The organism is Brevibacillus sp. FSL L8-0520 (genome assembly GCF_037963895.1).
Classification (GTDB): Bacteria; Bacillota; Bacilli; order Brevibacillales; family Brevibacillaceae; genus Brevibacillus; species Brevibacillus borstelensis.
The window spans coordinates 2,286,382-2,312,016 of record NZ_CP150171.1 but is presented as its reverse complement, the minus strand read 5'-3'; the positions used below and the strand labels follow the sequence as shown (position 1 = coordinate 2,312,016).

The 25,635-nt window shown below is 52.0% G+C and carries 33 protein-coding genes; 6 read left to right on the top strand and 27 right to left on the bottom strand.

What is annotated here, in order from left to right; genetic code table 11:
* Positions 1–20 precede the first annotated feature (20 nt).
* From folD to NSQ24_RS11445, 18 genes are all read right to left on the bottom strand, one after another.
* A complete protein-coding gene (gene folD, locus NSQ24_RS11530; protein WP_003387260.1) occupies positions 21–872 on the bottom strand; it encodes a bifunctional methylenetetrahydrofolate dehydrogenase/methenyltetrahydrofolate cyclohydrolase FolD in 852 nt (283 codons plus the stop codon).
* A 92-nt stretch (positions 873–964) separates the two neighbouring features.
* On the bottom strand, positions 965–1,924 hold the full coding sequence (locus NSQ24_RS11525; RefSeq protein WP_024984903.1) for an O-sialoglycoprotein endopeptidase: 960 nt from the start codon (positions 1,922–1,924) through the stop codon (positions 965–967).
* A gap of 16 nt (positions 1,925–1,940) precedes the next feature.
* On the bottom strand, positions 1,941–2,345 hold the full coding sequence (gene nusB, locus NSQ24_RS11520; RefSeq protein WP_003387262.1) for a transcription antitermination factor NusB: 405 nt from the start codon (positions 2,343–2,345) through the stop codon (positions 1,941–1,943).
* Positions 2,346–2,384: 39 nt separating this feature from the next.
* A complete protein-coding gene (locus NSQ24_RS11515) occupies positions 2,385–2,597 on the bottom strand; it encodes a DUF2273 domain-containing protein (RefSeq protein WP_003387263.1) in 213 nt (70 codons plus the stop codon).
* Positions 2,598–2,609: 12 nt separating this feature from the next.
* A complete protein-coding gene (amaP, locus tag NSQ24_RS11510; protein WP_171506318.1) occupies positions 2,610–3,176 on the bottom strand; it encodes an alkaline shock response membrane anchor protein AmaP in 567 nt (188 codons plus the stop codon).
* Between the two features lie 95 nt (positions 3,177–3,271).
* Positions 3,272–3,682, bottom strand: coding sequence for an Asp23/Gls24 family envelope stress response protein (locus tag NSQ24_RS11505; protein WP_003387265.1), 411 nt, complete (start codon positions 3,680–3,682; stop codon positions 3,272–3,274).
* A gap of 60 nt (positions 3,683–3,742) precedes the next feature.
* Positions 3,743–5,098: an acetyl-CoA carboxylase biotin carboxylase subunit gene (gene accC, locus NSQ24_RS11500; protein WP_024984902.1), complete on the bottom strand. Its 1,356-nt coding sequence runs from the start codon at positions 5,096–5,098 to the stop codon at positions 3,743–3,745.
* Between the two features lie 16 nt (positions 5,099–5,114).
* A complete protein-coding gene (accB, locus tag NSQ24_RS11495) occupies positions 5,115–5,624 on the bottom strand; it encodes an acetyl-CoA carboxylase biotin carboxyl carrier protein (protein ID WP_003387267.1) in 510 nt (169 codons plus the stop codon).
* A 177-nt stretch (positions 5,625–5,801) separates the two neighbouring features.
* On the bottom strand, positions 5,802–6,467 hold the full coding sequence (locus NSQ24_RS11490; RefSeq protein ID WP_003387268.1) for a SpoIIIAH-like family protein: 666 nt from the start codon (positions 6,465–6,467) through the stop codon (positions 5,802–5,804).
* 13 nt (positions 6,468–6,480) lie between these two features.
* Positions 6,481–7,119 (bottom strand): stage III sporulation protein AG, encoded by a 639-nt coding sequence (gene spoIIIAG, locus NSQ24_RS11485; RefSeq protein WP_339167828.1) that lies wholly within the window; start codon positions 7,117–7,119, stop codon positions 6,481–6,483.
* 31 nt (positions 7,120–7,150) lie between these two features.
* Positions 7,151–7,819, bottom strand: a complete 669-nt coding sequence (spoIIIAF, locus tag NSQ24_RS11480) for a stage III sporulation protein AF (RefSeq protein WP_339167826.1) — start codon at positions 7,817–7,819, stop codon at positions 7,151–7,153.
* Positions 7,820–7,828: 9 nt separating this feature from the next.
* Entirely contained in the window at positions 7,829–9,013 is a 1,185-nt protein-coding gene (spoIIIAE, locus tag NSQ24_RS11475; RefSeq protein ID WP_003387272.1) for a stage III sporulation protein AE, read from the bottom strand.
* Positions 9,014–9,030: 17 nt separating this feature from the next.
* On the bottom strand, positions 9,031–9,420 hold the full coding sequence (gene spoIIIAD / locus NSQ24_RS11470; protein WP_003387273.1) for a stage III sporulation protein AD: 390 nt from the start codon (positions 9,418–9,420) through the stop codon (positions 9,031–9,033).
* Positions 9,421–9,433: 13 nt separating this feature from the next.
* Positions 9,434–9,637, bottom strand: coding sequence for a stage III sporulation protein AC (spoIIIAC, locus tag NSQ24_RS11465; protein WP_003387274.1), 204 nt, complete (start codon positions 9,635–9,637; stop codon positions 9,434–9,436).
* A gap of 16 nt (positions 9,638–9,653) precedes the next feature.
* Positions 9,654–10,172, bottom strand: a complete 519-nt coding sequence (spoIIIAB, locus tag NSQ24_RS11460) for a stage III sporulation protein SpoIIIAB (RefSeq protein ID WP_003387275.1) — start codon at positions 10,170–10,172, stop codon at positions 9,654–9,656.
* Entirely contained in the window at positions 10,160–11,122 is a 963-nt protein-coding gene (gene spoIIIAA, locus NSQ24_RS11455; RefSeq protein ID WP_339167824.1) for a stage III sporulation protein AA, read from the bottom strand. Before spoIIIAA ends, spoIIIAB begins: the two co-directional genes overlap by 13 nt.
* A 244-nt stretch (positions 11,123–11,366) precedes the next feature.
* The gene (locus tag NSQ24_RS11450; RefSeq protein ID WP_003387277.1) at positions 11,367–11,861 is read right to left on the bottom strand and encodes a CD1247 N-terminal domain-containing protein; all 495 of its coding nucleotides are present in this window, start codon (positions 11,859–11,861) and stop codon (positions 11,367–11,369) included.
* A 78-nt stretch (positions 11,862–11,939) separates the two neighbouring features.
* A complete protein-coding gene (locus NSQ24_RS11445) occupies positions 11,940–12,203 on the bottom strand; it encodes a YqhV family protein (protein WP_003387278.1) in 264 nt (87 codons plus the stop codon).
* A gap of 152 nt (positions 12,204–12,355) precedes the next feature.
* Between NSQ24_RS11445 and NSQ24_RS11440 the strand changes: the two genes are divergently transcribed.
* The 3 genes from NSQ24_RS11440 to NSQ24_RS11430 are packed head-to-tail and all read left to right on the top strand — an operon-like array spanning position 12,356 to position 14,388.
* Positions 12,356–13,177 carry a phosphosulfolactate synthase gene (locus NSQ24_RS11440; protein WP_003387279.1) on the top strand — a complete coding sequence of 274 codons (822 nt, stop codon included), beginning with the start codon at positions 12,356–12,358 and terminating at the stop codon, positions 13,175–13,177.
* Entirely contained in the window at positions 13,168–13,884 is a 717-nt protein-coding gene (locus NSQ24_RS11435; protein ID WP_003387281.1) for a 2-phosphosulfolactate phosphatase, read from the top strand. The genes NSQ24_RS11440 and NSQ24_RS11435 overlap by 10 nt, the downstream gene beginning before the upstream one ends.
* 42 nt (positions 13,885–13,926) lie before the next feature.
* Positions 13,927–14,388, top strand: a complete 462-nt coding sequence (locus NSQ24_RS11430; protein ID WP_003387283.1) for a DUF441 domain-containing protein — start codon at positions 13,927–13,929, stop codon at positions 14,386–14,388.
* Positions 14,389–14,494: 106 nt separating this feature from the next.
* Here the strand turns inward: NSQ24_RS11430 and efp are convergent, their stop codons facing one another.
* The 4 genes from efp to NSQ24_RS11410 form a co-directional block, all read right to left on the bottom strand.
* Positions 14,495–15,052, bottom strand: coding sequence for an elongation factor P (efp, locus tag NSQ24_RS11425; protein ID WP_003387284.1), 558 nt, complete (start codon positions 15,050–15,052; stop codon positions 14,495–14,497).
* A 41-nt stretch (positions 15,053–15,093) separates the two neighbouring features.
* On the bottom strand, positions 15,094–16,164 hold the full coding sequence (locus NSQ24_RS11420) for a Xaa-Pro peptidase family protein (protein ID WP_024984897.1): 1,071 nt from the start codon (positions 16,162–16,164) through the stop codon (positions 15,094–15,096).
* A 78-nt stretch (positions 16,165–16,242) separates the two neighbouring features.
* Positions 16,243–16,683 carry a type II 3-dehydroquinate dehydratase gene (aroQ, locus tag NSQ24_RS11415; RefSeq protein WP_003387286.1) on the bottom strand — a complete coding sequence of 147 codons (441 nt, stop codon included), beginning with the start codon at positions 16,681–16,683 and terminating at the stop codon, positions 16,243–16,245.
* A 97-nt stretch (positions 16,684–16,780) separates the two neighbouring features.
* Complete coding sequence (locus tag NSQ24_RS11410) at positions 16,781–17,281, bottom strand: YqhR family membrane protein (protein WP_024984896.1); 501 nt, start codon at positions 17,279–17,281, stop codon at positions 16,781–16,783.
* A gap of 134 nt (positions 17,282–17,415) precedes the next feature.
* Here NSQ24_RS11410 and NSQ24_RS11405 point away from each other — a divergent pair, with 134 nt between their 5' ends.
* On the top strand, positions 17,416–18,351 hold the full coding sequence (locus NSQ24_RS11405; protein ID WP_172920383.1) for a DUF1385 domain-containing protein: 936 nt from the start codon (positions 17,416–17,418) through the stop codon (positions 18,349–18,351).
* Between the two features lie 29 nt (positions 18,352–18,380).
* On the top strand, positions 18,381–18,725 hold the full coding sequence (locus NSQ24_RS11400; protein WP_003387289.1) for a hypothetical protein: 345 nt from the start codon (positions 18,381–18,383) through the stop codon (positions 18,723–18,725).
* 14 nt (positions 18,726–18,739) lie between these two features.
* Here NSQ24_RS11400 and NSQ24_RS11395 read toward each other — a convergent pair whose 3' ends face one another.
* From NSQ24_RS11395 to NSQ24_RS11385, 3 genes are all read right to left on the bottom strand, one after another.
* A complete protein-coding gene (locus NSQ24_RS11395) occupies positions 18,740–19,684 on the bottom strand; it encodes a patatin-like phospholipase family protein (protein ID WP_003387290.1) in 945 nt (314 codons plus the stop codon).
* 185 nt (positions 19,685–19,869) lie between these two features.
* Entirely contained in the window at positions 19,870–20,307 is a 438-nt protein-coding gene (gene mntR, locus NSQ24_RS11390) for a transcriptional regulator MntR (protein WP_172920384.1), read from the bottom strand.
* Positions 20,308–20,402: 95 nt separating this feature from the next.
* The gene (locus NSQ24_RS11385) at positions 20,403–20,960 is read right to left on the bottom strand and encodes an NADPH-dependent FMN reductase (protein ID WP_003387293.1); all 558 of its coding nucleotides are present in this window, start codon (positions 20,958–20,960) and stop codon (positions 20,403–20,405) included.
* Between the two features lie 155 nt (positions 20,961–21,115).
* On the opposite strand from NSQ24_RS11385, the gene NSQ24_RS11380 reads away from it, so the two are divergent.
* Positions 21,116–22,129, top strand: coding sequence for a hypothetical protein (locus tag NSQ24_RS11380; RefSeq protein ID WP_003387294.1), 1,014 nt, complete (start codon positions 21,116–21,118; stop codon positions 22,127–22,129).
* Positions 22,130–22,138: 9 nt separating this feature from the next.
* Here NSQ24_RS11380 and NSQ24_RS11375 read toward each other — a convergent pair whose 3' ends face one another.
* Positions 22,139–23,872: a PAS domain-containing sensor histidine kinase gene (locus NSQ24_RS11375; RefSeq protein ID WP_024984892.1), complete on the bottom strand. Its 1,734-nt coding sequence runs from the start codon at positions 23,870–23,872 to the stop codon at positions 22,139–22,141.
* 231 nt (positions 23,873–24,103) lie between these two features.
* The gene (locus tag NSQ24_RS11370; protein WP_003387296.1) at positions 24,104–25,378 is read right to left on the bottom strand and encodes a PA domain-containing protein; all 1,275 of its coding nucleotides are present in this window, start codon (positions 25,376–25,378) and stop codon (positions 24,104–24,106) included.
* Positions 25,379–25,635 lie beyond the last annotated feature (257 nt).

Here is a 25,635-nt window from a genome sequence, read left to right as displayed (position 1 = left end):
CCTGTAATCGTCTGCAGAAACTACCTGGCGAGATTTCTGGCCGCTTCAATTGTATTTTTCAGCAGCATTGTAATCGTCATCGGACCGACACCGCCCGGAACGGGTGTGAGGTAGCTCGCTACTTCCTTTACTTCATCAAAGCGGACATCTCCGACGAGCTTGCCGCTCTCAATGCGGTTTACCCCGACGTCAATCACCACTGCTCCCGGTTTCACGTCCTCTTTTCCGATCATGTGCGCCTTGCCGGCCGCGACGATCAAAATATCAGCCTGACGTGTGTAGGACGGCAAATCAACAGTCCGCGAGTGGCACATCGTCACCGTCGCATTTTCTCGCTGCAATAAATACGATACCGGTTTTCCGACGATGTTGCTGCGGCCGATGACGACTGCGTGTTTGCCTTCGATCGTCATGCCAGTGCGCTTGATCAGCTCGACTACACCGTTGGCTGTACAAGGCAGCAAAGAATCGTATCCGATCATCATGTTCCCGACATTGACCGGGTGGAACCCGTCGACGTCTTTTTCCGAACTTATCGCCTCGATGACTGCCTTTTCAGAGATATGAGCCGGAAGCGGCAACTGTACCAAAATGCCGTGAACGTTCGGATTTTCATTCAATTGATAGACGATCTCCAACAATTCCTTTTCGGTGATGGATGCGTCCTTATAAATGATTTCCGAGCGGATTCCCACTTCTTCACAACCGCGAGCTTTCCCTCTGACATAGGAATGCGAAGCGGGATCATCTCCCACAAGAACGACGGTCAATCCCGGCACGATTCCATTTTGCTTCAGTTCTGCAACTTCGCCAGCCAATTGTTCCCGAATATCTTTTGCAATTTCCTTGCCATACAAAATAGTTGCTGCCATGGCGAAGAACCCTCCTTCGTTTGGATCACTACGTTAAGTGTACCGATTCAAGGAGATGATGTAAAGCCGAATTTTATAAAGTTAATAATTGTTTAATGTTCGTGTTTTAGTTTTTGCCAGCCCAACATGGCCACTCCGTACGCATTGTCTCCAGAATAGACTGGATCGCAAAAGTACAAGCGCGCCTTGACGGCAGGATGTTCCAAACGCTTGGTCAACCGCTCTCGTATGTACTGATTTGCCGCTACACCGCCAACGATCAGAATTTCCCGAGGAAGACCCTCCTCTACGGCATGACGGAGCACTTTTTCCAGCGTGCTTGCTATACATTGCTCCGTCGCCCTGGCAATCTCTGCGGCCGGTACGCTTCCGCCCTCAATCGCCCGCAACAGTGCCGCTTCCGGTCCAGAGAAGCTGAATGATTTCCCCTGCACTGAGGAGGAGACGCGAAAATCTCCGGACGCCTGCAAGGCGAGCTTTTCCAACTGTGGTCCGGCCGGGAAAGACATCCCCAGCGCCACGCCGATCCGATCAACCAGTTGACCTGCGTGCAGATCTGTCGTTCCGCCCACTTTCTCGATCTGGTATCCGTCTTCCTTTCTTTCGCACAAGAGCAGTTCGCTCGTTCCCCCAGACAAATGAACCGCGAGAAACCGGTTTTCACGCGGCCGCTCTGCTGCGGTATACTCGCCCGCTGCGATATGCCCCTCCTGATGAGTCGTCAAAAAGGCGGGTACCTTCATGTAGGCTGACAGTGACTTCGCCAAGCCTTCCCCCACTTTAAACACCGGCATGTACGAGCCATCCACCGGACGCGGCTTTTCGCTTGCACAGACGGCAACGATATCGTATTCGGTCCATCTCATCTCATTGCTCAGCTCGGGGAGGTTCATCACATGCTGAAAGACGGCTTCTGATTGCTGCAGACCACGCTTGCCTTCTTTTACTCGAAGAAGTCGTTTCGCTTCTGCCACAATCCGGCCGTCTTCCGCTGCCAAGCACAACGATGTCCGGTAGTTGCTCGTATCAATTCCCAACAATACCTTTGTCATGCTGCTTCACCCATCTCTACGCGTTCGCAGTTTGGCGAGCTTTCAAATAACTGGACAAAACGCCGTTAATATACCGATAAGATTGTTCGTCGCTGAACAGTTTGGCAATCTCGATCGCCTCATTCAACGCCACTTTATCCGGAATGTCCTCTTCAAACATGATTTCAAAAAATGCAAGACGAAGGATGGCCCGGTCTACATTGGCGATTCGCTCCAGACGCCAGCCGCGAAGATATTTTTGGATCTCGGCATCGATCTCTTGCAGACGATCAAGTACGCCCTTTACCAGAAAATGAAGGTAAGAGGCGTCTTCTTCGCTATCTTCCATAACCAGTTCGAGGGCAGCTTCCATACTTACATCTGCCATGTCGATCTGAAACAAGCATTGAACTGCTTTTTCTCGTGCTGTCCTACGTTTCATCACGTTCACCTACTCATAAAATTGAGGTCCCTGCCCCGCTTAGCGAAACTTCCCAGGGAGGATACGATCAAGAATTTCGCGCAAATCCTCTTTGTGATCCAGTTTGCGTCCAATGTAATAACCGGTGGAGACAAAGACGACAAACACCAGTGTATCCCAAAAACCGACGAGAAGGTAGATGATGCCGAAAAAAAGTCCGGCGGCTACCCCCAGTAGTTTCCCCTTGTGTTCCCACAACAACTCCCATATCATGACTTTCACCTACTATTCCACTCGTTTGCGAGCCGCGTAATTCTCATGCTGGGCTACTTCCGTCACAACGACCGCCACCTCGGAGATGATGACGCCGGCAATACCCTCCACCTGCTCCTTGATATCGGTCTGCAGCTTCTGGGTCAGCTCCGGCAAGGGCGTCTCTCCGTCGACAGAGACGCGGACTGTGATCGTGTTTCCGCTTTCCAGCGCCCGTACGACAGTCTTTAAATCGCGGACCCCCTTCACTCTTCTGGCCGCCCTCTCGGCGATTGTCTGAATGGTTTGCAGGGTTATGTTTACTTCACCCAAGTCGCTGCGCTGGCGAATGCCCTTCTCCGTTTTCGGTTTCTTGGAGCGGCGGAAAGAACTGAAAAAGAACCGCAAGCTGACAATTAAAAAAATCACCGCCGTGATCAGATAGGCAGGCTGGAAACCGCCAAGCAGCTGCTCTAAATAGGGGCGTATGTATTCAGCTGGGATCAGTCCGCTCGAGGCTCCGATCACGCCGACAGAGAGGACGATCAGCGCAAAACTGTACAAAGTCAGGATAAAGCGGTCAAACAAATTCACAAGCATCTCTCCTTTGGTGCAAAGGTAACAAGGAGGCCGTTACTCTTAGATGAGGAAAAATGCCCCCTGAGGCATAGGGGGCATCCAAACTTGCTGATGAACTAGCGGACGCGCTGGAAATCTTCCACGGCAGCCGGCGCTTTTTCTTCGGGCTTCAGCTCTACGTCCACAATATGTACGTTTACTTCCACGACCGACAGACCCGTCATGCTTTCGATGGCGTTGCGCACACTATCTTGAATATTTCGAGCGACATCCGGGATACGGTGTCCATATTTTACGATAATCGATACATCAACTGCCGCTTCGCGCGAGCCTACCTCTACGCGTACGCCGCGAGCTATATTTTTACGGCCGAGCCGTTCGACAATCTCACCTACGAAACCACCGCTCATTTGTGCTACACCCTCTACCTCAGAGGCAGCCATACCGGCGATTACTTCCAGGACTTCGGGAGCGATCTGCACCTTACCAAGCTCTGTTCTTTCTAGATCCGGTGTAAACTCTTCCACGCTTCGCACCTCCCTATGGTTTTGTAACCCATTATAACAAGCAGCTTCCACTTTTACAAATCAAGCTTCGTCCAGATTCAGTTCATGAATCTCCAGGAATTTCGTGTCAAACTGACCGCTGGCGAACACTTCGTGGTCAAGCACCTTGAGATGGAACGGAATCGTCGTGTGCACACCCTCCACGACAAACTCGCCGAGCGCGCGCTTCATGCGTTCGATCGCTTCCGTGCGGTCTTTGCCCCAGACGATCAGCTTCGCGATCATCGAGTCGTAATAAGGCGGGATGACATAGCCGGTATAAGCGGCGCTGTCGACGCGCACACCGAATCCGCCCGGAGCGAGATACGTCGTGATTTTCCCAGGGGATGGCATGAAATTCTTGACCGGATTTTCCGCATTGATCCGGCATTCGATGGCCCAGCCATTCAGCTTGATGTCGTCCTGTGTAAACGACAGCGGCTGGCCTGCAGCTACCGTGAGCTGTTCTTTAATCAAATCAAATCCGGTTACAAGCTCTGTCACCGGATGTTCAACCTGAATGCGGGTGTTCATCTCCATAAAGTAGAACTTCCCGTGTTTGTCCAGAAGGAATTCAACCGTTCCTGCGCCGTGGTAATTTACCGCTTTGGCTGCAGCTACGGCCGCTTCCCCCATCTCTCTCCGCAGTTCCTCGCTCAGGGCGGGAGATGGCGCTTCCTCAATCAATTTTTGATGGCGTCGCTGAATGGAACAGTCGCGCTCACCCAAATACACGACATTGCCGTGCTTATCTGCCATGATCTGAATTTCGACGTGGCGCGGTCCTTCGACGAATTTTTCGAGATAAACGCCCGGGTTGCCAAAGGCAGTTTTCGCCTCGTTTTGCGCTTGACGGATCGCCTTTTCCAGATCCTCATCGTCTACAGCAACGCGCATCCCGCGGCCTCCGCCGCCGGCGGTTGCCTTTACCATCACCGGATAGCCGATTTCATTGGCCGTCTTGATCGCATCGGCGATATCCTCGACAAGGCCATCTGTTCCCGGAACAGTCGGTACACCGGCTGATTTCATCGTATCCTTGGCGGTGGATTTATCGCCCATCTTGACGATGGCCTCCGGGTCAGGCCCGATAAATGTGATGTTGCAAGCGGCACAAATCTCGGCAAAGTCGGCGTTCTCTGCCAAAAACCCGTAGCCGGGATGGATGGCGTCTGCCCCAACCTTGGTGGCTACACTCATGATGCTCGCAATGTTGAGGTAGCTTTCTTTCGATGCTGTGGGTCCAATGCAGTAAGCTTCGTCAGCCAATTTTACGTGCAGCGCTTCGCGATCTGCTTCGGAGTACACAGCTACCGTACGAATGCCCAACTCGCGGCAGGCGCGAATGACACGGACAGCAATTTCGCCCCGGTTGGCAATCAATACTTTTTGAAACATTACGCTCTCCTCCAACCTATTCTGGCTTCACCAAAAACAGCGGCTGGCCGTATTCCACCAGCTGACCATCCTCAACCAGCACTTTCACGATCTCCCCGGATACTTCTGCCTCGATCTCGTTGAACAGCTTCATCGCTTCCACGATGCAAACAACCTTGTTCGGGGTCACCTTGTCGCCCGCTTGGACGTAGGCAGGCTTGCCCGGCTCAGGGGAACGGTAGAATGTTCCCACCATCGGGGACACGATTTTGTGCAGGTTCGACTCATCTACGGCTGCTGCTGCCGGCTTCGGAGCCTCAACCGGCGCCGCAGGAGCTTCTGCCACTGCCGGTGCAGCTGCTACGGGAGCCGCTGCTTGGGCGACCGGAGCCACTGGAGCCTGTACGACCGGTTGCGAAACGTAGACGGTTTCCCCGGCCGATTTTTTCATTGTTACCTTTGCTCCATCGATTTCAAGCTCGAATTCGTTAATGGACGACTGATCAATCAACTTGATAATTTCACGGATTTCATGAATTTTGAACACAGGTAAGCACTCCTTCATTTCGAAAGATAACCAGGGAGTATGGTATGTATCGAGGTCTAACAATCATGGTAGCTTGTCACCACCCCAACGTCAAGAAAGGATTTCCCCTCATTTCCAGCGAAAAACGAGGAGAAACCCTTACCAGCATGCCCGTTTTCAATGATCCTTAGTACCTCGTCAGGAAGCTTTGAATTGTACGGTGATATTGGTTGCCGGGACGTTCAGATGCTGTTTTACATTGGAGATGATGTCCACCACTTCATCTGCGCCCAGTTTGTCTTTTTGCACGATTACTGTCACCTTGTCATTTTGCGTGAACACGACAGCGTCTTTGTAGCCGCTTGTTTTCAGCATTTCTTCTACGGCCATTGTGGCGCTCTCCATCGTAGAGAGCTCTTCGTACTTCGCTTTCGCCTCTGCTACTGCCTGCGGGGTCGCATCCGGGCTGCCCATGATGCTCATCTGCTCGTCTTTTTGCTGCTGGAGTTGGGCTTCCCGCTTCATTTTGTACCCGGTGAAAATTTCGCTCGGGGTATCAGCCAGCGTCGCCGTTTCCTTGGTATCTGTCTGCTGCTCCTTGTTGGCATTTGCCGTATCTGCTGCCGCAGGTTCCGTTTTTGGCTTGCCCTCGACAGGAGCTGCGTCAGTGGCTGGCGTCTCTGTCTGTTTGCTCTCAACCACGACACCAGAAAGCGAGTCCTGCTCAGGCTGCAGCTGCTGCAACTGTTGCTGCCCCAGCGTCGACACTTGACTGTCCGGCCCTTTGACCAAATAGTAGCCCGAGAGGACCACCATCACGGCCAGCATTGTCAACAACCATACCGTTTGCTTGCGAAGCATCATTTGTCATTACCTCCTAACCTTTTTTAGGCAATATCGAAATTTTGTAGGCAGGCACATCCAATACTTTTTGAACCGCTTCGGTGATCCACGCTTTGACTTGTATGTTGTCGGCGCCTTTTGCCACCACCAAAACCCCTCTTACCTTTGGCTTTAGCGTTTTGAGGATAACGGGCTGATCCTGTTTGCCTCCCTGGACCACGACCACTTGTTCATCGCGGGATTGGTCATTTTGATTCCGCGTGGCTCGCTCCTTGTCCGTTTCCTGATTGGTAGAGGAACGGGTATTGGTGTTTTTCCCGACGACCAGCTCCGGCGTCGAATCCAGATTGACCATGACTTCAACCTCTCCCACACCAACTACGCTGGCCAATATTTCCTTCAGCTGCGTTTGATACATGTTTTCGTATTCTGCGATGATGTCGGGCGGATTGGCTCCTCCGAGCACCGGCGCCGACTGTTCGGTTCCAAGCGGTCCGGTCGGTTCATTGCCTCCAATCCCGAAACCCATCGGCTGATCGCGTTCAACATTCAGGAAATCGGTCAAAATCATGATGGCCATCCCGATTCCCAATATGACGATAAAATAGTGGATCGGCTTCAGCTTCTTTTTATCTGAATCTGCGGCCAACCATTGCTTCAGCTTCCCAAACACCCCTGCTCACCTCACCTTGAACGACTGCATGTCACCGCTTCTCAATCTTGTCCTGATCCCTGGTAACGACTACCATATCCTCGCTTAAGCCCCATTGCGCTGCCAGATCACTGGCAATCCGTTTGGACAGGGCATCCTTCTGCTGTGCAACAGCCGGCAGCTCCCTTTCTTCTTGCCCCTGGCTTTGACTGTTTACCTCGATGCGTATCGGTTCGATCGGTTCGATCGGCTTGATCGCGCTTGCTGTTTCCCCGCTGCTCCCTTCTGGGGCGATCGCTACCTCGATGCGCTGCAATTTTGCCTGGTCTGCATTCTTGTTGTCCAACAGAACCTTGACTGCCGTTACCTCCACTCCGTGATCCTCCTTGAGCTTCGTTCGAATGGATGCCTCCACCTGACTTTGCACGTAGGCGTCTATTTGCTTTTCCTGCTTTCCGGCCAGCCTCTCGGCGATGCGCTTCCACTCGGTGTCGGAGGGCCGGTTCATCTGCTCCTGGTAGCGGTCCAGCTTAAGCGCCAGATCATCCTGAGAGAGCTGAAACAGGGCGAACACAGGGGAGATGATCGTCATCAAAATAATCAGTCCCATCACCATTTTGACGTAGCGCTGCATGCTGGTATTGGGCAAAATGAGGTCGAGGAACGCAGCCAGGAGAACAAGTAAGATGATCTTTTTCAGCCAGAGCGTAAGCCATGTCATCTGCTTCACCTACCGAACCATCATGGAGATATTGCCCGCCGCAATGATAATGGTGATGGCCAAAAAGAACATCAGCCCTACCGTGGCCAAAGCCGCAAAGACAAAGATTAGATTTTTCCCGATCGCTCCGAGTGCCGCGATGATCGGACTATTGCCCAAAGGCTGCAGGACGGCGGAGGAAAGATTGTAGATCATGGCCAAAATCAGGATCTTGAGGGCCGGGAATGCGCACAGGAGGAGCAGAATCAGGACCCCTGCCAATCCGACTGCGTTCTTGACCAGAAGAGAAGCATTGAGCACTGTGTCTGCCGCATCTGAGAACATCCTGCCGACAATCGGGATGAAATTGCCGGTAATGTATTTGGCCGTCCTCAGGGTTACCCCGTCAGCTACTGCCGACGTAGCCCCCTGGATGGAGATGATCGCCAGAAATATGGTAAGAAAGGACCCGAGCGCTCCCATTGCAATATTGCGCAAGAGGGAAGCAAGCTGCGTGACCTGGTATCTTTCCGAAAAGAGGCTTGCGATCGACAGCATGGCGGACAGAAACAGGAGCGGAAATATGACGTAGGAAATGAGTATCCCGCTGGTATTGATGAGAAAGATGATGAGCGGGTGAAACATCGTCGCTGACGCCAAATTTCCTACAGAAGCGAGCAGAGCGATGACCAGAGGAATCATGGCCAGCATAAAGTCGGACATGTCGCTGATCGCTTCTTTGGCGTACGTGATGGCCACATGGAAGCTGTTAATGGCGAGCACCATCAGCACGAGATAGGCAATCGAATAGGCTACCGTCGTCACGGTGTTGCGTTCAAAGGCGTTTTGCATCGTCTCCAGAATCATGGCAAAAACCGTAATAATGATGATCGAGCTGAGCAGTTTGCCATTCATCAAAATTTCATGGAAAACAAATTTGCCGAAGCCCTTGAGAAACCCGGAGAGACTAAAGTCCCCCTGCTGCATCAACAACTGGAGAAAACCGGGAGCCTGCAGATCAGGAAGATACCCTTTGTAATCGCGCTGCAGCTCTGTCCAAAACCTTTCGACCCGGTCAACCTGCAAATCGTCTACCTGCTGCTTGATCAGGTAATCGACAGAAGGTGCTGGTGTCGTCACGGCAGCCGAGAGAGAGGTTGACGGCAGGAAGACAAACAGCAGAAACAAGAAGAGCGACCAGCCCGCACGAGTCACTTGCACCCCTCCCCCAACTACGCCGGCAACAGGTCTATGACCGTTTCGATAATGATCTGAATGATCGGAACGGCCATGATCAGAATCAACACTTTCCCAGCCAGCTCGATTTTGGAAGCGATGGCTCCCTGACCGGCGTCTCTGGTCATTTGTGCCCCGAATTCAGCGATATAGGCAATTCCGATGATTTTCAAGATGGTTTCCAAAAATACGAGATTGAGGTCAGCTTGTACCGCCAGACGCTCCAGAATCCTGATGACCTCCGCTATTTTACCGATCAGAAAGTAAAAGATGACAACGCCGCTCGCGATGGCCAGCAGGTAGGCGAACATCGGTTTTTGTTCCTTGATGACCAGCGCGAGAATCGTAGCCACCAATCCCAGTCCGACGATTTGTACGATCTCCATTCGCCTTCCCTCCTCAATTAAACAGGAAGACGCGTTTTACCTCGGAAAACAGGTCGCCGACATAGTGAGCTACCATGTACAGCACGATGATAAACCCCACCAGCGTCGCCCAGTGTGCGATGTCCTCCTTGCCAGCCTGCTTCAGAACCGTGTGCAGAATGGCTGTAATAAATCCCACCGCCCCGATCTGAAAAACAGGTGTCAAATCAAAATCCACAGTGAACACCTCGCCTTTAGAACATCAGGATGACGACCAACAACCCGCACAGGAAGCCGAGGCTTTTGTACATTTTCTCGTACCTGTTTTGTTCCGCTCGCGCCTCTTCCTCCAACCCGCGAAGGTGTGTAACGGCGAGACGCAAATGCTTTTGCTGGTCTTCCCGATCAGATGATCCGAGCACCTGTCCCAGACTGGTCAACACATCCCGCTCTTGCTTGCGAAGCGACGTTTGCTGCCAGTGTCTATCGATGGCCAGTCTGAGCGCTTCGTCGGCGTTCTGTGCTCGCTCCTCGCGAAGGCTGCCCGCAGCAGTCTGGAACAGCTGTCCAATCTCTGTCGGCAGCCGGTTTCCCACTTTGAGCAGGGCAGGCTGCAACGGGGTCAGGCCGTACACGATCTCCGTCTCCAGCATCTGCAGCCCTACGAGAAGAGCTCTGAGCTGCACGGGACGATACGCATAAAACCGACCAATTTGCCACCCTACCATGGAAGCCGAGAACAGGATCAGCACGGCTCCGATCAGCTTAACCATGCGACCTCCCCCTTATCGACCGGTTCGAGACTCCGGTCGTAGACGCCTTGAATCGTCCCTACGCCCTTCGAGCGGCTCAGAACAAAATAGCGGGAGAAGACGCCGCTTTGAATCAATTTTCCCAGTGCCGGACGCCTCGCCACCTCTTCGATCTCTGCGCCGTGCGCAGAACAGATTACGGAAACACCGGCATGGACGGCTTCCCATACGGCTTCGCCGTCTTCCGGCCGCCCCACCTCATCCACGATCAGGACATCGGGTGACATCGAACGGATCAGCATCATCATTCCTGCTGCTTTTGGGCAAGCATCCAGCACGTCCGTTCTCGGGCCGACATCCCGCTGCGGAACACCGTTCAAGCAGCCGGCAAGCTCGGAACGCTCGTCCACAATGCCCACTTTGCGGCTGGAGGACCATTCGTTCCCATAGCTGATGGAGCGGGCAATATCTCGCAGGAGCGTTGTTTTTCCGCACTGTGGAGGCGAGATGATCAGGGCATTCAGGATTCGTCCGTTTTCGAACAGATAGGGCAGGACCTTCTGTGCCGTCCCTTTTTTCTCGCGAGCGATCCGGATGTTAAAGCTGGTAACGTCGCGAATCCCTCTTACTTCTCCCCGTTCCAGGACGACCTTGCCGGCAATGCCGATCCGGTGTCCCCCTGTAACAGTGATGTAGCCGCGTTTCAGCTCTTCTTCCAGAGTGTACAGAGAGTGCTGGCTGACCAGGTTCAACAGCTTGACCGACTGTTCTTCAGTGAAGGTCCACCCTTGTCTGGCATTGGCTGTCAGCTGTCCTGCGGCTGTCACGTAGCTCGACTGCTGCCCAAATCTTATTTCCAGCGGCTGATTTTGCCGTAGGCGGATTTCCTCCAGATGCTCTCTGACGGCGGAGGGCAATGCAGTCAGAATGCTGCGGATGGTCGCCGGCAAAATCGCCATGATCTCGTTCACGACTTATCCCTCCTTCGTGTCTTTGACACTTCAGCCTTTGTCCACGTCGACTTACCTCCATCCTATGCGGGTCTGGACGAGTTTTATGCCAAGAAAACGCCAGAGAAACGCTTGCTAGCGAAAGTCGCGGGAACCGCACGAGTACTACGCGTATCAACGCAATCATTTCTCAAACAAAAAAACCGGCTTCCATACCGGTCGGTCCGGATGAAAGCCAGTTCACCATTTGTTCGCTCGATGTTTTTCAGGTGGCATTGATCGGTTCATATTGCCTGTCCTGCGGATAGGGTTCGATGATGTAATGATGGTACCCTTCATCATCCTCCCCCTCTTGAAAGAACATGATCTCATGGCACGAGGGACACTCGATTTCATAAGAGGCTATCACATTGTCGTCAGAATCCAGCTCGTAAGTGGAGGCATCCTCGTCGTCCTGATCCGCAAATTTATCATAGAGGACGCTGTCGTCGTCTTCGTCACAGTCATCCACCATCTCGTACAGATCATTCTCATCGCCGAAAAGGTACAACTCCACATCGTCGAGATCATCGTCAATTGCCTCTACGTAATCTTCGGTTTCCTCGATCCTGGCGTGCAATTCCCTGAACTGACCGTACATTTCGTCCAGTACCTCAATTACTTCCGACAGTACCTTTCCCTCATTGCTGTTCTGTGTCAGGTCCAACCCATCTGCCAAGCCGCGCAGATACGAAATTCGATTAGCCAATGATTCAAGCACGAGGAACCCTCCTTTATCCGTTTACTTTCGCTATTGTTCCCGAAAGTCGGGAGGGTTACTAATGCCAAATCGTATCCGTCATTTTCTGACCCCGATGAATATACAGACGATGCCCGCAAATATCCACATGATTTTTGCGAAGCTGATCCGGTCCGACATGCCGATCAGTCCGATTGTCGTAGTCGACAGCAGTACAAGCGGACCTACAATGGCAAGTCCCGAATTGATCAGCAGCGCCTTCTCCACCTCGTTTACTTTTAAAATAAACAGGGCCGCCAGCACTTCAATGGTACCAGACATCACTCTTAGTGTAGCCATCCCTATGATCGCTTTTTCCCACATCACTCCTCGCCCTCCTCCCTATCACTCTATGCTCGTCCCGGGCAGATTCATCACTGAAAGCTGGGCAATCGCCTATAGGCTTGCGGCTCACTCCCAACCTCACCCGCACATAGACTAAAAGCAAACGCCTAGAAGAAATGAGGAAAACAGCCATGTTTAACCGCGATCTTCCCTTCTGGCCCGATGGATGGTCGGACCCGTCCCGGCGAAGACAACCCAAACCACGCGCGACCGGATTAACCATGGTCATCGATAAAGGAATGGGTCGCGCAGCATTTTACGACCTGATGGAGCTGGCTGCCCCTTACATCGACATTTACAAGCTGGGCTTTGGTACATCCGTCCTCTACCCCGGCAAATTTCTGCAACAAAAAGTGGAAGAGGCCAAAACGTGGAATCTGCACATCATGCCAGGCGGAACCCTTTTTGAAATTGCCCTTTGCCAATCCACTCTGGAGGCATATATCGAACAAGTGAAAGCAATCGGGTTTAATGCGGTCGAAATCTCCGACGGAACCTTCCCCCTCCCCGCCGACCTCAGAAAAAGGGCGATCAGTACGGCGGCAGATGCCGGGCTGATCGTCTACTCGGAATTTGGCAAAAAATCGGCAGATTTCCGTGCCGAGCAAGACGAGCTGCTGCGTACACTGGAGGCTGATCTTCTAGCAGGCGCCAGCTACGTGATCGTAGAAGCCCGCGAGAGTGGGACGGTAGGCGTATTTGATGGGAAAGGAAAAGTGGAGACCAGCTTTTTGCTGGATATTCATAAGGCCGCCGGCTCCCTGGCAGACCGGCTAATCTGGGAAGCTCCCCAAAAGGAACAGCAGGTCGCCTTGATTCAGACGCTGGGCGCCAGCGTAAATCTGGGGAATATTGCTGGTGCCGACGTATTAGCCGTCGAGACGCTGCGAAGGGGGCTGAGGGGTGACACTGCAGCGATGATGGCCGAAAGGAGGGCCGCTACGTGCGAATAGATGTCGTTCCCACCGTTGAGGAAATTCGCTACGATCAGATCGGCAACCGCGTCGTCATCGTCATCGATGTACTGCGTGCGTCTAGTTCGATCGTGACCGCGCTGGGAACCGGCTTTTCGGTTGTCGTTCCCGTAGAGACCATCGGGCAGGCCAACGCGCTGCGGACAGAAAACTGCTTTCTTGCCGGTGAAAGACATTGTCGGAAAATCCCTGACTTCGACTACAACAACTCTCCTACCGAACTGGCTGGCCACTCGCAAAAAGGGAGCGTTCTTATCCTCACTACCACGAATGGAACACGTGCGATCCAAAAAGCGGAACGTGCCTCCTCCCTGTTGATCGGCTGTTTTCTCAACGCAACCGCTTGTATCCAGTACGCACTGTCACAACGTCTGGACATCACCCTGTACTGTGCCGGAACACGATCCGAATTTGCTCTCGAAGACGGTCTGGCTGCTGGCCTCATGATTCACAGAGCAAAGCTGCTGCAGCCGCAGGTTCAACTCTGCGATTTGGGAGAAGCGCTCCGGGCCAGCTATTTGCATCTGTCGGACCGATTGCCGCAGCTTTTGCCCCACACGACGACGGGCAGAAGACTGGTCCAGCATCATTTTGCCGATGATCTTGCCTTTTGTGCACAGATTGACCACTATCGCCTGGTCCCGATTGTACGAGAGAAGCGAATACTTCCCCACCTTGTCTCATAAAGTGAAAGAAGACTAGGGACGTGGACAGGGGTTTTGATGCCGATGGTATCAGGGGAAATCATGCTTGTCATCTTGATCGTCATAGGCTTGATCGGGCGATCGCCAATTATTGCGACTGCAGCGAGCATTCTGCTTGTTTTGAAGCTGACCGCACTCGAACGCCTGTTTCCTGTAGTTGAGCGGCGGGGGCTTGAGCTGGGTCTTTTGTTTTTGACGATCTCCGTACTTGTTCCGTTCGCCAGCGAAAAAATATCGTGGCGTGACATTACTCCGCTCTTCACGACGGTGATCGGAATGATGGCACTCGCCGGAGGGGCAATCGCCACCTGGATGAACGGAAAGGGACTCGATTTGCTTCGAACTGAGCCGTCCATCATCGTTGGTTTGGTCATTGGGTCGATCATTGGAATTGTCTTTTTGCGCGGAATTCCCGTCGGCCCGCTAATGGCCGCCGGCATTACCGCCTTTGTCTTGAAGCTGTGGGAGTGGTTTGGCGGACGCTGAGCGGCGGACGCTTCGTCTTGACGCAAGGTTCCCAAGAGAAACGAAAAGAGCCGTACCCATGGCAGGTACGGCTCTTTTCCGTCGCTCGCTATTCGTTCTCTCGTCTTTATGCGCGAGATACGTATGCTTCGGTACGCGTATCGATGATCAACTTGTCTCCTTGTTCTACGAAAAGCGGCACGTTTACCACAAAACCCGTTTCCAGGGTTGCTTTTTTCGTAACGTTGGAGGCAGTATCTCCTTTTACGCCCGGCTCACATTCAGTAACAGTCAGTTCAACTGTATTCGGCAATTGCACCCCGAGGGTTTCGCCGTTGTACTGCATGATTTGCACGTTCATGTTTTCTTTCAGGAAGTTAAGCTCGCGCTCGATCTGCTTGCTTGTAAAGGTGAGCTGCTCATACGTTTCTGTGTTCATAAAGGTATGCTCATCGCCGCTGGCATACAGATATTGCATGGTAGAGGTTTCGATGCGGGCAGGACTTACTTTTTCACCGCCGCGGAACGTCATCTCTGCCACGTTGCCGTTACGCAGGTTGCGCAGTTTGGAACGAACAAAGGCTGCACCTTTTCCTGGTTTCACGTGTTGGAATTCGAGCACTTGGTAGATATTGCCATCCACTTCGATGGTCAGGCCGGTACGAAAATCATTAACAGAGATCATGTTAGTCCTCCCAAATCAACAAATAACACAAATAGTATAAATTAGACGGGCAAAATGAGCAACTCTTTCGTGGATTGGGTCAAGACATCATGACCATCCGCCGTAATCAATACGTCGTCCTCGATCCGAACGCCGCCCAAGCCGCTGATGTAAATGCCTGGTTCCATCGTGACCAGCATTCCCGGCTCAAGGATAAACGGACTTGCAGTCGACAAGTTTGGCAGTTCGTGAACGTCCATGCCAAGGCCATGTCCCGCACTGTGTCCGTACGCATCTCCATAGCCGGCAGCCGTGATGATATCGCGGGTAACCGCATCGGCTTCTTTACCCGAAATTCCCGGTCTTAACGCTTCGACACCAGCGATCTGAGCCTTGAGGACAATCTCGTAAATTTCTTTCATGCGAGGATGGGGCTCCCCGACAGAGACCGTCCGGGTAATATCGGAGTTGTAGCCCTGATAGGCCGCGCCAAAATCGAGCGTCACCATTTCACCGGCTGCAATCACCTTTTCGCTCGCTCTTCCATGCGGCAGCGCACCGCGGTGGCCTGAAGCGACGATAATGTCAAACGCGGAAGCAGACGCCCCCTGTCTTCTCATGAAAAACTCCAGCTCCAGCGCCACTTCGATTTCCGTCACGCCAGGCCTGATATATCCGAGAATGTGCTCAAAGGCATCTTCGGCGATTTTCACCGCCTGTCTGATCACCTGCACTTCGGACTCTTCCTTGTACATCCGCAGCTTTTCCATAAAGCCGCTGGTCGGAACCAGCTCGACACCTTCAAAGCTCTTGCTCCAATTGGAATAGGTTCCGAAAGACAGGCTGCTTTCAAAAGCAAGCCGTTTGACGCCGGCCTTTTTCAGGACTTGCGCGATCGCTTCCAGAGGCTTGCGCTCATTGTTGACCACGGTAAAGTGCGGGCACTCCTCCTGGGCTTGATCGACATAGCGGAAATCCGTTACCAAAAACGCTTCTTTTTCGGTGACGATAACCCATCCCGTCGAGCCGGTAAAACCGCTCAGATAACGACGGTTCACCGTTTCTTCCGTAATCAGTGCGTCAGCCCCGATCTGTGCCAAGGCATCGCGCAATTTGCTCAAGCGATTGTTCATTTTCCTCTCCCTTTCTTTGTCTGCCGTTCAACCGATCTGTCGCTTCCCGAACAGACCGGCTCACTTGCCCGGTTCCGTTCATTTCTTGCCGATTTTGTTTGCCAGCGATCTCAGCGCCCACTCATAACCGTCGATGCCAAGACCGACGATTTGACCGATAACAACAGGAGCAATGACTGAATGGTGCCGGAATGATTCGCGCGCGTGTACATTGGAAATATGGACTTCAATCGTCGGCAATTCCACGGCTGAGATCGCATCCCGAATCGCATAGCTGTAATGCGTAAATGCACCCGGATTGATGATGATGCCGTCATGCACGCCTTTTGCCCGGTGAATGGCATCGATGAGAACGCCTTCATGATTGGACTGGCAATGCTCGAGGCGACCGTTCCACTCTTCCATGACCTTTTCGAGCCGAGCGACAACGTCTTGAAGTGTCTCTCTTCCATACACATCGGGCTCCCTTTGCCCCAGCAGGTTGAGGTTGGGGCCATTGAGCAACAGGACGGATAGCACGGTTCATTCCTCCCTTATGACACTTCCGCTTCCCTTTTTGTAAAAACATTTTTACTAGAGAATAATTTTACCATAAGGGAGAAGAGCTTGAATAGCCTCAAGCCTCGTCATGGCTCTCCAGCGTGATGGTCATGCCCACGAACATCCCGAAGGAGAGAAACCAGGCCGCTTCCGTGGCAAGCGTCGCCACGTCCCAATTGCCCATGCGAAAGAAGAAACCTGCCACTACTAACAGCATCAGGCCGTAGAGCAAGCCGCTCCACCACATTTTGCTCCTTTGGAACAGCAGAGAGTATAAAAACACTGCGATCACACTTTCAAAAAACAGCAGGATCACTCCCAGGCCAGTGGCAGACCAGGAGTCCTCATCTGCCTCCCAGAGAAAGGGACGGGCATAGGCTCCCAAACCGTAAGGCGTAAAATTGAGAAAGTGTGCAGCCAGCCTGACGATTCCCCAAAATACCGTTCCCCAAAAAGCAATTTCAACCAGCTTTGCAAAAGGCAGCGTCTTCGCTTTGCCAGGCACATCGGCACGGGCAGTTCTTCTTTCCTCTGTAAACCTGCCCCGCAGGTGCCCTCTTGTCTTTGTCAAACCCATCGTCATCACCCCGTATCTAGTATGTGCCGAACCTATTATTTTCACTTACGGTTGACATTTTGACGGGGATTGGAACTGCCAGTAGCCTCCGCGCTCCGTTTCCGTTAGAATATGTAATAAGGATGGTGATAGGATTGGCGCAACAAAACGTACCTAGCTACGGCGGTCAAGCCGTCATAGAAGGCGTCATGTTTGGCGGTAAGCAGGTAACCGTCACAGCGATACGCAGAAAAAACCAAGAGATTGAATACTTCGAAGCTCCGCGGAACGAGATCCCGTGGGTCAAGGCACTGAAGAAAATTCCTTTCCTGCGGGGAATCGTCGGCCTGATTGAAGCAAGCGCCAACGGAGCAAAGCACCTGAATTTCGCCTCCGACCGATACAGCATGGAATCAGATGAAGAGGTTTCGACTGGTCCGTCCAGACTGCAGATGATTTTGGGTGTGGCCGTCGTAGGTATTTTGTCGTTTCTATTCGGGAAATTTGTATTCACCCTGGTACCCGTGTTCCTCGCCGATTTTCTGTTCGGGAAGTGGATCACCAATCAATACGCCCAAAACATCTTGGAAGGCGTAATCAAGCTGATTCTGCTCCTGGGCTATATCACCGCGATCGCGCAGGCTCCGCTCATTAAACGGCTGTTCCAATACCACGGAGCTGAGCATAAGGTGATTAACGCCTATGAATCAGGGGTAGACTTAACCGTAGAGAATGTGCAAAAATTTTCCACCCTGCACTACCGTTGCGGAAGCAGCTTTTTGATCTTCACCGTGATCATCGGTGTCGTGATCTATTCATTCTTCTCGTATGACAGCTTATGGGAGCGAGTGGTTCAGCGGATCGTGCTCCTGCCCGTTGTACTCGGTGTATCCTATGAGGTCCTGCAATTTACCAACAAATTGCGTGACACGCCCGTACTGCGGTTTCTCGGTTATCCGGGGTTGTGGCTGCAAAAAATCACAACACGGGAACCTGATGACAGCCAGGTGGAGGTGGCGATTGCCGCATTTAACAAAATGCGCGAACGCGACCATGAGATGACCAATCCAGGGTTGGTTTCTGCCGGTTAAGCATTTAGATAACGATGAGGTGAGGCGCTATGTTTCCCCGGATTCCCCCAATCATCTTGATCATCTTGTTGTTTGCTGTATACGGTCTGTTGAATCGGATCATTGAGAAGCCTCTGCAAACCTTGGTCATCATCGGTTTGTCTGTCCTTTTGTTCGTGGTGGTCAGAAACTATTTGAGGAGCGGCAAATTCCTTCCCGGAGCTCCCAAGCAGCAAAAACAGGCAAAACCGAAAACGCCGGTTTCGAGAGCTCCCCTGAAAAAGAATGCACAACAGGCAAGGCGAAACCATCCGTTCCGGGTGATTGACGGAAACAAAGGCAAATCGAAGGAAAATCAAGGCGACCAAGATCCTCATAATCATATTTCGCAATAAAGAAAACAGGCTGCCTATACAAGGTAGCCTGTTTTGTCTGTCGGGGGTGTACCTTTTTGGAATACCTCTACGTATTGTTCAAAGCTCCACTGTTCCAAAAAGCGGGTTGCGGATTGCAGTCCGGACTCGTACAGTCGATTCCGAAGTTCTTTTGAGAGCTGGAACTGCGTCGTCCGCACTCCCAATGTATTGATGAACACGGTGCGGAGAGCTTGGGCCCGATCGACGTAAAGCCGGTCATGGGCATCCAGCATAGTAGCGATCAACTGCTTGGAGAATGAAAACAATCCCCTGATCCGGTAGGCCTCCCGATCCACCTTGCTGTCATGGAGCCGGAAGCCGATGGTCGGCCAGAGGGGAACCCCCGGCACATCGAACAGCCAGACCGGATAATTGCTCAAAAGCGCTCCATCCACGATCAAATGGACTTCACCGTCTTTGGTCAAACGCGTCGGCTGAAAAAAGAAGGGGATCGATGACGACATGCGAACAGCGCGTGCGATGGAAAATCGTTCGGGGACAATATCGAAATGGCTCAAGTCCTCCGGCAATATCAGCATCTTTCCGCCCGTAATGTCAGAAGCGATGATGCGGAGTTTATCCTTTGGCAAGTCTCCAAAGGTCCGAATCCCCTTTTGGCGAAGCAAATCATCGATAAATCTCTCCAGCCTGTCAGTCCGGTATATCCCTTCACGGAATAGCAATTCGTATAAGGGTCCGACTATCGGCAGACGTCCCAATCCTCTCCGTTCAAGAAAAAACAAGTAGTCCAGCTTTTCAAAAATGGGACGCAATTCCCTGCTTGTGTAGCCGGCACTGAGCAATGCCGCCACGATGGACCCGGCCGAAGTCCCCGCCAACCTTTCCCAGACAAAGCCGTGCTCTTCCATCACCTGCAAGGCGCCAATAAAGGCTATGCCCTTTACTCCGCCTCCTTCAAACACTGCATCCGCCTTCATCCTGATTCCTCCTCGGACCTTCACTGCCCCCCTTTTACCAATATATAGACGAAGTGCTTGTCGAATGCGATTCGAAAGCTGGTTATGCATGCGCTATTTGGCGATACCTTGAACACATCCGTAAGTCATCACCGGATTTCGACTGTTCGTTCACAGAAAAAACGCAAGCCCGAAGGCCTGCGTTTCTAGGACAACTCTTCTTCTTTTTGTTCCTCTTCCTTCTGGATCCGGCGAAGATCCTCGACACGCTTCGGATCCTCCTGAAAGTAGCGGACCAGATACTCAAAGCACGAGATTGACTCCCAGCTCAGATGGTGTTCGATTCCTTCCACATCTTTATAAATATGTTCTTCGTCTACGCCGATCAAACGCATGAACTCCTCCAGGAGACTGTGGCGATCGACAAGCCGTTTTCCGATTTTCTTACCCTTTGGCGTAAGAATCAGACCGCGATATTTCTCATAGACGAGGTACTTGTCTTTATCAAGCTTTTGAACCATTTTCGTGACAGAAGAGGGATGCACCTCCAACGCTTCCGCGATATCGGAGACACGAGCATATCCTTTTTCCTCGATTAAGCTGTAAATACGTTCCAAATAGTCTTCCATGCTGGGAGTTGGCATATGTATCCCTCGTTTCCAAACGGTATTTCGGCATGGCAAAAAAAGCACGTAGATTTATCATACCGTGGATTGAGGATGAGTTGCAAGGAAAAACTCTATTTTAGCTGTTTTTCCGCACTCTTTAGATTTACGGTCTGCACGAGTTGACCGCCCAAGGTCTCCAATCGCTCCTGAAGACGCGGATCTTTCAGTTTTCCATCGGCATCAAAAGCGCTGTATGCATTCGGAACACTAGGACTTGCCGGCAGTGCCCAGGCGTGCAAATTTCTCATAATCAAATGCAGCGTGTTTACCGTGTTAGTCGCCCCCATGCTGCCCCCGGCTACACCCAGGACAGCGACCGGTTTATCCCGCAGATAACGTCCTTCCAAGAAATCGAGCGCATTCTTTAACGCTCCACTGATGGTGCCGTGATACTCGGGAGAAGCGATAATCAACCCGTCCGCTTCCGTTACCTTGCGAACGAAGCGATGGACAGTTTCCGGATAGGTGGAGAAATCATCTCTCACATCATAAATGGGCATCGGCCATTCCGCCAGATGGATCAGCTCCGTATCAGCCCCAGCTTTTTGTGCTGCGGCAAGTACGATCGCCACTGCTTTTTTTGTGGTAGAATCGGGATTCATGCTTCCAGAAATGCCGAGAATTTTCATTATTTTTCACCTCATACCCTATTATAGCTGATTACTGTTAGTATATCCCATTTATCACACTTAGTAAATAGTTATGTTTATTAAATTGCTTGATGTTCTGAACAAGCCCCCTTTCCACATACACTTGTACCAAGGTTGGGAAAAGGATGATGCTCATGGACAGAGGTTCCTGGCGAATCGCCGTTCTATTTGCAGCTGCTGCACTTGGCGGGACATACTTGGGAGGGGCTGACGGCCTGCGTTTTTTTGCATATTTCGGCTCATGGGGCATACTGGGAATCTTATTGGTCAGTGGGGGCTTGGGGTGGCTCAGCTACCGAATCCTGACTCTCAGTCATCATCTCGGTTTTCGTTCGCTTCATGATTTGCTCTGTTACTGGTTCGGCGAAAAGGCAGCACCTGGCTTGTCTGTGCTGCTGCATTTGCTCCTGCTGGCCTGGGCAGGTACTTCGCTTGGAGAAATGGCACTACTTTTAAACAACGGCAACACCGCCTGGGCTTTTGCACTCGTCCCTGTCCTTGTGGCCGTGTTTCTGTTGGGAAAAGGCTGGCCGGTATTCATTCGCGGCGTAACTATTTTTCTTGGGATCGGACTTCTCATGATCGCATCCGCCTACATCGAGCAGAGGCATATCGATGTTCCATCCCTTGGCTATCAATTAAACCTCCAGTGGTTGGTTCATTCCCTCTATTATTTTTCGCTTCACTTCATTTCGATCTTGGTCATTTGCCTTCCATTGGCTTCACGGGCATCCCGTGCACACTTCATTTCACACGGCGTTGTCCTCGGCAGTCTTCTCTTTTTCTTCACCACATTGCTGATGCAGGGGATCTTGCTCGGCTACTGGCATGATATCCACTCCTCTTCGCTGCCGCTCCAGACCGTGCTTGCATCTATCTGGCCAGGCGGACAATGGATCCATGCCCTTGCAGTTCTCGGCTACTCCGGAATCGTGCTGGCAATCACCGTTTACGCCCTCGCTTCACCTGTAGCCTTGCGTTACGACATCAGCCTGACCGCCTTGTTCGTTGTCATGATGATCGCCGTTTCCATCTTCGCTTTCCTTGGAGTCGCCTGGCCAAGCGTCGGATATGTGATTGCAAGCGCCCTCACCTACTCCGGACTTTTCCTGGTCGTTTGGCTATGCTGGAAAATGAGCAAAACGTAAAGCCCTGGATCAGACTGCATCCAGGGCTTCATCTTTTAATGGAAAAATGGGGACAGATGATAAGGCCGGCAAGATAACCTCCACCATCGTACCTTGCATCGGCTCGCTGTGTATCTTGATGCTGCCGCCATGCTCCTCGATAATCTTGTATGATACCATCAAGCCAAGTCCCGTTCCGTTCTCCTTCGTGGTGAAAAAGGGTTCCCCCAGCTTTGGTATCCGTGCAGACTCGATGCCATAACCCGTATCGCGGATTCGTACCTTGACCGTCCCATCTGACAGCGATTTCGCTTCCACATGCAGGTCGCCTCCCTCTGGCATCGATTCAATCGCGTTTTTGCAGAGGTTGATCAATACCTGCTTTAGCTGATTATCTTCGCAGGAGATCAAGGGAAGTTCCTTGTCAAAATGTGTGTGAATCTGGATGTCGTTGAGAATCGCCTGACTATCCAACAGAGAGAGCACGTTTCTGATAATGTCTCTGATGTCTCGCGCCTGATATTTGACAGCCTGCGGCTTGGCCAGCATCAAAAGCTCGCTGACGATGCCATTGATCCGGTCCATCTCCGCAAGCATGATTTCCCCGTAGCGCTTGTCCTCCGCAGTAGACTGCATCAACTGGATAAAGCCTCGTAAAGCGGTCAACGGATTGCGTATCTCGTGAGCGATGCCAGCCGCCAGTTTGCCGATGACCGAAAGCTTGTCCGACTGGCGAAGCAGCTCCTCAGCCCGCTTGTTTTCCGATATATCCCGCGTTACCATCAATGCGCCCAACAGCCGGCCAGACTCGTCGACAATCGGCTTCGTTCTCGTCTCCAGATGAACCCAGTGCCCCAGCTTGTGTTTGAAACGATATTCAAGGGTAATCATCTCGTTCTGTGTCTGTATATTTCGAAAGGCTTTCCTGACCATTTCCAAGTCGTCAGGATGTACAAGCTCAAACCGTCTGTACAACTCCTTGTACCTCTCGTTCGGGTATCCCAGGACAGCTTCATGTGAAGGCGAAGCGTACGCGACTGTACCGTCCGGCTGATAAATGCAAATCATATCCGTCATATTTTCCGTGATCAGACGATACTTCGCTTCCTTTTGCCTCAAACGCTGCTCTACTTTCTTTTGCTCGGTAATGTCTCGGGCGCTCCCTGCAATGCCGATCACCTGCCCGTTATCCGAATAAATCGGACTCATCGACAGCGATATGTGAAGAAGCCGTCCGTCCTTGTGGTAGCGGACTGTCTCAAGTCCGATGATTCTCTTTCCAGCGAGCACCTGCCGGTGATAGTAATCGACTTCTTCTTTCAAATATTCCGGGACAAATGGCATCGGTGCTCCGATCAATTCTTCTTCCGTGTATCCAAAAATCATTTCCGAAGCCTCATTTACGCGAAAAACATTTCCGTGAACGTCCAGCATGGAGATAGCGTCTGGCGTTTGCCTCATAAAGGATTCAAGCAAATCCTTTGAGGCCAGGTCGTCCCAATGCATGCTGACTCCTTCTTTGTCTCCGCCCTCTGCAGTCCGATCCTTTGATTTCATCTGGACGTCCTGTTCTGATTGACGGATGGAACGAACGCACGATCTGATGAAAAAATATGTGCCTACAACAAAACCTGTCCAAAGCACAGCCAATCCCCAATATTGAATGCCTTCCGTATGATGGACAAGCCATGCAGCAGTTAGCGCCAGCCAAGCAAGAGATGCGAACCCATACACGACAACGAGTTGGATACCAGTTCGTTTCATCCATACCTCCATGACTTAGATCTCGTAAATGATAGCTTGTAGGTCGAGATGATGAGGTTGTAAGGCATTCCATTCTGCACGATTTATTCTTTTGTCAAAGTATTCGTAAAAATTATACTCCCTTGCAGCGCTTCTTACCATTCTTTACTAATCGACAGATCATGACATTCTTAGACAAAAAAACCTTCTGCAGGGGGCAGAAGGCTGCTGCTTGTTTCCCATATGCTTTTTTCAACGGGAGTCTGGCAATGGATAAGGACCCGACCCCGGATCTGTCATCGTTGTAATCGCATCGACCACGGTACGGACCGCGTCTGTCAGTTTCTCGCCATCGCTCTTTTTTTCAGGAACGTTTTTCCCGCTCTGTGAAGCTGCAACACGTACGATCTGCACCGCATTTGGGATGTTAGCTTGAGCGATTCGACCCAACCGGCTCAGCACCTCTTGCGGAGCGGCAGAGGAAAAGCCGGCTCCTTTTGCGTCCAGCAGATCTGCTGCCAGATTGCGCTTGCCATTTGAGGTGTACACCGCCAGTTCACCGTCTTGTTGCCTCACATTGCCGAGATACAAAAATGCCGCTATTTTGGTTCTCTCTGCATCCGTCAGAGACCGCACATAATCGTCGAGCCCCCGCCCTCCGTCAGAGGCGGCGCCAAGGCTGACAAAACGCACTTCGGTATCTCGCTGTTGCGCAGTCAGCAGGCGTGCCGTTTCCAGCAGCACAGCGATTCCTGAAGCATCATTTTCCTCCCGCGCGGCGAAGGAAGCGTCGTGATGGGCAGCCACCAGCACAATCTGTCCGGTGTTCCCGTTATTGGGTTTCAACTCCGCAGTGAGATTGTAGGACGTTTTCTTGATGATCGAAGCGCCCGACACCTTCAAGGTGGCTGTCAGTTTCTCCCCTTTTTGCAGCAGCTGTCCGAGCTGCTCTCCCTCGGCTGGTGAGACGGCCAGTACGGGTACATGCATATCAAGCGGTCCCCCGAGAGATGGCCTTGGTGCATTTGCTCCCTGCGTCAAAATGATCCCTTTGGCCCCCGCCGCCGCTGCGTGACGCACTTTTTCCGCCTCTGACATTCCCCCCGGACGTACGAAGACGATCTTGCCCTCGATATCGGCTCTCGCGAAATCCTGTTGTGTCCCTGTACCGACGTCGAGAACTGCTCCCGTCGCCTCTCCTGCCGGCCCGAACAAAACGCTTCTGGGGGCCCATGTCTTCCCGCGGATCTCGGGGACCTGCAAGGAGATCTGTTTGGGTTCCGTATAAACGTAATAGGAGAAAGGCAGCAGCTTTGTCTGATAACCGAAAATGCGGAGCCACTCTTCTATGTAAACTACGGCGCGAAACTCCGATTCTGTTGCTGGAATTCGCGGGGCTGTCGACAGTTTTTCCACGTGTTCGAGGAGGCGATCCGTGTCCGCTTGCCCTCCGGCTTCCGCACCCGCCGGACCTGGGAAGAACATCAACGATCCCCATGCGATGAAGACAGTGATCAACCATTTCATTTCGGCTCTCATCCCATTCCCCTTTCCAAATGGCCTCTTTTTATTATGGGCGGCAATTCAGGAAAACGTCTAGTCAGAATAGTCCGTCAAATAAAGATACGTGGCGCCATCTGACGACAGCAAGCAACCGAAGTGTGACAAGTTTCCCCTCCATTCATTTTGAAATTGACCCTCGACCCAGTATTTGTTAAGGTTGTCTCATACATCACTCGACGCTGATTTCAGGAAAAGGCGGCGGGGGCTGTACGTTTGCAACT

Bases quoted from the DNA above. Each gene is read 5' to 3' on its own strand.
- NSQ24_RS11515 (WP_003387263.1), bottom strand. From the start codon at position 2,597: ATGATATGGGAGTTGTTGTGGGAACACAAGGGGAAACTACTGGGGGTA.
- NSQ24_RS11375 (WP_024984892.1), bottom strand. From the start codon at position 23,872: ATGAAACGAACTGGTATCCAACTCGTTGTCGTGTATGGGTTCGCATCT.
- NSQ24_RS11525 (WP_024984903.1), bottom strand. From the start codon at position 1,924: ATGACAAAGGTATTGTTGGGAATTGATACGAGCAACTACCGGACATCG.
- NSQ24_RS11440 (WP_003387279.1), top strand. From the start codon at position 12,356: ATGTTTAACCGCGATCTTCCCTTCTGGCCCGATGGATGGTCGGACCCG.
- nusB (WP_003387262.1), bottom strand. From the start codon at position 2,345: ATGAAACGTAGGACAGCACGAGAAAAAGCAGTTCAATGCTTGTTTCAG.
- NSQ24_RS11410 (WP_024984896.1), bottom strand. From the start codon at position 17,281: ATGGGTTTGACAAAGACAAGAGGGCACCTGCGGGGCAGGTTTACAGAG.
- mntR (WP_172920384.1), bottom strand. From the start codon at position 20,307: ATGCCAACTCCCAGCATGGAAGACTATTTGGAACGTATTTACAGCTTA.
- NSQ24_RS11370 (WP_003387296.1), bottom strand. From the start codon at position 25,378: ATGAAATGGTTGATCACTGTCTTCATCGCATGGGGATCGTTGATGTTC.
- NSQ24_RS11380 (WP_003387294.1), top strand. From the start codon at position 21,116: ATGGACAGAGGTTCCTGGCGAATCGCCGTTCTATTTGCAGCTGCTGCA.
- NSQ24_RS11420 (WP_024984897.1), bottom strand. From the start codon at position 16,164: ATGAACAATCGCTTGAGCAAATTGCGCGATGCCTTGGCACAGATCGGG.
- NSQ24_RS11445 (WP_003387278.1), bottom strand. From the start codon at position 12,203: ATGTGGGAAAAAGCGATCATAGGGATGGCTACACTAAGAGTGATGTCT.
- NSQ24_RS11395 (WP_003387290.1), bottom strand. From the start codon at position 19,684: ATGAAGGCGGATGCAGTGTTTGAAGGAGGCGGAGTAAAGGGCATAGCC.
- NSQ24_RS11400 (WP_003387289.1), top strand. From the start codon at position 18,381: ATGTTTCCCCGGATTCCCCCAATCATCTTGATCATCTTGTTGTTTGCT.
- NSQ24_RS11385 (WP_003387293.1), bottom strand. From the start codon at position 20,960: ATGAAAATTCTCGGCATTTCTGGAAGCATGAATCCCGATTCTACCACA.
- spoIIIAD (WP_003387273.1), bottom strand. From the start codon at position 9,420: ATGGAGATCGTACAAATCGTCGGACTGGGATTGGTGGCTACGATTCTC.
- spoIIIAB (WP_003387275.1), bottom strand. From the start codon at position 10,172: ATGGTTAAGCTGATCGGAGCCGTGCTGATCCTGTTCTCGGCTTCCATG.
- NSQ24_RS11490 (WP_003387268.1), bottom strand. From the start codon at position 6,467: ATGATGCTTCGCAAGCAAACGGTATGGTTGTTGACAATGCTGGCCGTG.
- folD (WP_003387260.1), bottom strand. From the start codon at position 872: ATGGCAGCAACTATTTTGTATGGCAAGGAAATTGCAAAAGATATTCGG.
- NSQ24_RS11430 (WP_003387283.1), top strand. From the start codon at position 13,927: ATGGTATCAGGGGAAATCATGCTTGTCATCTTGATCGTCATAGGCTTG.
- efp (WP_003387284.1), bottom strand. From the start codon at position 15,052: ATGATCTCTGTTAATGATTTTCGTACCGGCCTGACCATCGAAGTGGAT.
- spoIIIAF (WP_339167826.1), bottom strand. From the start codon at position 7,819: ATGACATGGCTTACGCTCTGGCTGAAAAAGATCATCTTACTTGTTCTC.
- accC (WP_024984902.1), bottom strand. From the start codon at position 5,098: ATGTTTCAAAAAGTATTGATTGCCAACCGGGGCGAAATTGCTGTCCGT.
- amaP (WP_171506318.1), bottom strand. From the start codon at position 3,176: ATGCTTGTGAATTTGTTTGACCGCTTTATCCTGACTTTGTACAGTTTT.